The organism is Vibrio genomosp. F10 str. 9ZD137 (genome assembly GCF_049974785.1).
Classification (GTDB): Bacteria; Pseudomonadota; Gammaproteobacteria; order Enterobacterales; family Vibrionaceae; genus Vibrio.
In genome coordinates, this window is record NZ_JBNGCJ010000311.1 from 1 (window position 1) to 4,623 (window position 4,623).

At 44.6% G+C, this 4,623-nt stretch carries 5 protein-coding genes and 1 other annotated feature; all 5 genes read right to left on the reverse strand.

The window, feature by feature from the left end; translation table 11 throughout:
• The coding region (hisB, locus tag ACP45E_RS05885) for a histidinol-phosphatase (RefSeq protein WP_069584797.1) at positions 1 to 643 on the reverse strand (643 nt) is incomplete at its 3' end.
• A gap of 53 nt (positions 644 to 696) precedes the next feature.
• Entirely contained in the window at positions 697 to 1,737 is a 1,041-nt protein-coding gene (gene hisC, locus ACP45E_RS05890) for a histidinol-phosphate transaminase (protein WP_017038970.1), read from the reverse strand.
• Positions 1,737 to 3,035: a histidinol dehydrogenase gene (gene hisD, locus ACP45E_RS05895; protein WP_017038969.1), complete on the reverse strand. Its 1,299-nt coding sequence runs from the start codon at positions 3,033 to 3,035 to the stop codon at positions 1,737 to 1,739. The genes hisC and hisD overlap by 1 nt, the downstream gene beginning before the upstream one ends.
• Before the next feature lie 4 nt (positions 3,036 to 3,039).
• Positions 3,040 to 3,936 (reverse strand): ATP phosphoribosyltransferase, encoded by an 897-nt coding sequence (gene hisG / locus ACP45E_RS05900; RefSeq protein ID WP_017034905.1) that lies wholly within the window; start codon positions 3,934 to 3,936, stop codon positions 3,040 to 3,042.
• 53 nt (positions 3,937 to 3,989) lie between these two features.
• Positions 3,990 to 4,125 (reverse strand) — a sequence feature (His leader region).
• A 175-nt stretch (positions 4,126 to 4,300) separates the two neighbouring features.
• Positions 4,301 to 4,623, reverse strand: a 323-nt coding sequence (locus ACP45E_RS05905; protein WP_241824276.1) for a Na+/H+ antiporter NhaC family protein, incomplete at its 5' end; no start/stop codon positions are given.

A 4,623-nucleotide genomic window follows, 5' to 3' on the forward strand; every position in this document is an offset into this window, starting at 1 on the left:
CGCCGTGAGTGGCGATTTGATCCAGCATATGGTCAAAAAAGCCCATCCCAGTATCAATGCTGTTTCCACCGGTTTCATCCAGATTAACGAACACATTAATATCGGTTTCTTTGGTAGTACGAACGACTTTTGCAGTACGCGCATTGACCGTCAAGTCTTTCAGGATCTGTTTCCAACCCATTGTCTCAGGGTTGTACTGAATACCACGAATCGCCATGTTTTCAGCGAGCTGCAAGTCTGTTTCTCTGTCACCTATGACCACGGATTGAGCGAAATCGACTTTGCCACCCTGAAGGTACTCTTTCACCATACCTAGCTTAGGCTTACGGCAAGAGCAATTATCTTCATCAAAGTGTGGGCAAATTAGCACGTCGTCAAAAATAACGCCTTGAGATTCGAAGATCTCCATCATCATATTTTGCGGTGCATCAAAGTCAGCTTGCGGGTAGCTATCTGTTCCTAAGCCATCTTGGTTAGTCACCATAACAAGGCGGTAACCCGCGGCTTGAAGTGATAGCAGGCTAGGAATGACGAACGGTTCCAATTTCAACTTATCTAAGCGGTCTACTTGGAAATCGATCGGAGGCTCAACAATTAAGGTGCCATCACGGTCAATAAATAATATTTTCTGTTGCTTACTCACACGAACTTCCTTTTAAAAAATAGTTTAGGCAAATAGGCTTTGCCCTAAAATACCTAAGCGTAGTAATTTCTAATAAAACCTAGTGTTTTCTCACACTCTTCACGATTACCAATACTGATACGAACGCAATTTTCGATTGGAGAGTTTCTTAATATGATGCCACTGTCCCAAGCGGCTTTGAATAGAGCATCACCATCTTGGAATTTCACCAACAAATAATTGCCCCAGCCCTCGAAGACCGTAAGTTGAGGCAAGACCGATAAGCCAGCCTGCAAATACGCTCTGTTCGCACTTAAATCAAGGACTTGATATTTCGCTCGAGCGAGCCCAGTTTCTGATAACGCTTGTTGTGCAATTTCAGCCACAGGAATTGGCACCGGATAAGGCGCGATCACCTTAAGAAGTACGTCGATGATTTCTTTGTTAGCGAGCGTAAAACCGCAACGTAATCCAGCCAATGCAAAAGCCTTAGATAAGGTACGTAATATCGCCAAATTTGGATATTGAGCTAACAAATCAACCGTTGACGCCTCAGGGCAAAAATCGATATACGCTTCATCCATGACAACAATGGCGCGATCTTTGGTCATTTCAAGCAAAGAAACAATATCTTCCCTTCTAACTAAGTTACCGGTTGGATTGTTAGGGCTGCATACGAAAACGAGCTTTACCTTGTCTAAGTTTTGTTTGATGCCCTCAAGATCCAATTGCCAATCGGAAGTAAGAGGGACGACCTTTCTCTCCACGCCAATGGTTTCAGCACTGATCGCATACATCCCGTACGTTGGTGGGCAGTATAGAATGGCGTCTTCATTTGGTTCACAGAAGGCGCGAATTAAAAGCTCAATTCCTTCATCTGCACCCCTGGTTGTCAGCGTTTGCTCAGCAGTCACATTCGCGTAATCAGCATAAGCTTGTATCAAAGCCTTTGGCTGGCATTCGCTGTAACGGTTCAATCGAGCAAAATCTGTTTTGTATTCATTATTAAATGGAGATTCATTGGCATTAAGCCAAACATCCCCAGTGCCACCAATACGTCTTGCTGACAAATAAGGCGTTAAAGCCTGAACTTGCTTGCGAGCGAGCTTTTCCATCAGCTTTCTCCTTGCGCCAATTTTTCAATGCGAATAGTTACCGCGCGTTTGTGCGCATCTAAGCCTTCCGCTTCCGCCATTGTCACAACGGTTGGAGCCAGTAGCTTAAGTCCATCTGCAGTGAGCTCTTGAACCGTCATTCTCTTCGAGAAATCGGCTAAGCCCAAGCTTGAATACGTTTTGGTATAGCCATACGTTGGTAATACGTGGTTCGTTCCAGACGCATAATCACCAGCAGATTCAGGAGACCAGTCACCTAAGAAAATCGAACCTGCATTATCAAGCAACGGCAACAACTCACGCGGGCTTTTCGTTTGAACAATCAAGTGCTCTGGACCATAGTAATTTGAAATAGATATCGCTTGTGTCACTGAGTCAGCAATAATCACCAAGCTCGACGCTAATGCCTTTTGGGCAATATCTGCGCGCGATAGTTCTTTTAATTGTCGCTGGACCGCATCGGTCACTTGGTCTGCGATTACCGCCGATGGCGTCACTAATACGACTTGCGAATCTGGACCATGTTCAGCTTGGCTAAGTAGGTCTGCCGCAATAAAGTCAGCGTCTGCTGTCTCATCGGCTAGAACTAACACTTCTGATGGGCCTGCAGGCATATCTATCGCTGCGCCACGAAAATCATTGCTCACCTGCCTTTTCGCTTCTGTTACATAAGCATTTCCTGGTCCGAATATTTTATCCACTTTCGTGATGCTTTCCGTCCCATATGCCATCGCTGCAATCGCTTGACCGCCACCAACGCTGTAGACTTCATCGATTCCACATAGCTTCGCAACATATAAAATTTCATCGGCAATAGGCGGTGGAGAGCATAAAACCACTTTACGGCATCCTGCTATTTGAGCGGGAACCCCAAGCATTAAGACTGTTGAAGGTAGTGGCGCGCTGCCACCTGGAATATACAATCCAACCGTATTAATGGGCCGTGTTACTTGCTCACAAACCACACCTGGTTGTGTTTCGACACTCAATGGCTGAGGTATTTGTGCTTTATGGAACTTTGCAATGTTGCTATACGCTTGTTCAAGCGCAGCTTTTATTTCGTCCCCAAGCTTCGCTGATGCTGACTCGATTTCGTCGCTTGATACGCGTATAGAATCCAATTCAACGCCGTCAAATTTTTGGGTCAGTTCTTTAAGCGCTTTATCGCCTTCGTTGCGGACATTTGCAATGACGTCTGATACCGAGGCGGTAATGTTAGCGCCTTCTGTAATGGCTGGACGCTCCAATATCGAGTCTTGTTGAGATTCGCTTAATGATTGCCAAACAACTGTTCTCATGGACTTACCCCATCATTTTTTCAATTGGAAGGACAAGAATCGAGCTTGCACCCAGTTCCTTCAACTGTTCCATTGTTTCCCAAAATAGGTTCTCAGTACTCACTAGGTGAACGGCGACTTTCTCTGTATCAGAGGACAATGGCAATACTGTTGGATCTTCTGCTCCTGGGAGAAGCGCTTTAATTTGCTCTAGCTTTGATACAGGGGCGTGAAGCATGATGTACTTCGACTCTTTCGCCTGTTGGACGCCTTGCATACGGGTCAATAACTTATCGATAAGTGCTTGCTTATCAGCATCAAAGTCACCGTTGCGTTGAATCAATGTTGCTTTAGATTTGAAAATGACTTCCGCTTCTTTTAATCCGTTCGCTTCTAATGTGGCCCCCGTCGAGACTAAATCGGCAATGGCATCGGAAAGGCCAGCGCGAGGAGCGACTTCTACCGATCCCGTTAGCATACAAGCACTGTAGTCAACACCTTGCTCATCCATAAACGCTTTTAATAGCTGAGGGTATGTGGTTGCAATGCGCTTACCGGCGAGATCTTGAGGGCCGTTGTACTTTTCATCTTTATTGATAGCAATCGATAAGCGACAGCCACCAAAATCTAAACGTCGTAACGCTACATACTCGTTAGGTTTACCCAGTGCTTTGCGATCTAGGCGAACTTCTTCAAGTTCATTTTCACCAATGAAACCGAGATCAACCACACCGTCCATAATCAAGCCTGGAATATCATCATCACGCACAAGAAGCAGATCTATGGGCATATTCAGTGAATGAACAACAAGGCGTTCGCCCATCACGATAAATTTCACACCACACTTCTTAAGTAACTCTTGGCACTCTTTACTCAAGCGACCTTTCTTTTGAATAGCAATTCTTAGACGTTGTGTTTGCATTATTTCTTCCCTGTACAAATTGTTGAATTTATTAAATTTCGTTCAAGCTTAAAACTAAAAAACCCTCGGGAGACTGCATGTCTCCCGAGGGTTTGAATCTTGTTTTACCAATTTCACCTCCGGGAGCTTCTGCCTCCCGGGTATGCGTATATCTCCCCGAAAGACTAGATAGGGTGATGATGGTGATGAATATTCATAGTAATATAACGCATACTTATTGGCTCTGCTAATGTTGCTTCGTTGATAACCACACTAACTAAGCTATGTATCATTTGCAACCTTTAATTAGTACTTTTTGGTTTTTATTTGCTTTCCACAAAAAAAGAAGGCCTAAGCCTTCTTTTATATAGATAAGTCGTTAGAACTAAGCGTTTTGGTAACTTGTTACTTTTGATTTTGCAATCACGGACATTGCAAAACAAACCAACACAAAGGTAATCAGTGACGCTAAGAACGAGAACAATACCGACGCGGTAATACCCAGCACAATGAAGCCAATACACGACACCAACGCAACCGACAGTGCGTAAGGTAATTGCGTGGCAACATGGTCAATATGATTACAACGAGCACCCGTTGATGACAAAATAGTCGTATCTGAGATTGGAGAACAGTGATCACCAAATACAGAGCCAGCTAACACTGCGCTTAGCATCGGTAGCATCAGTGCAGCATCCGTTGCGCCAG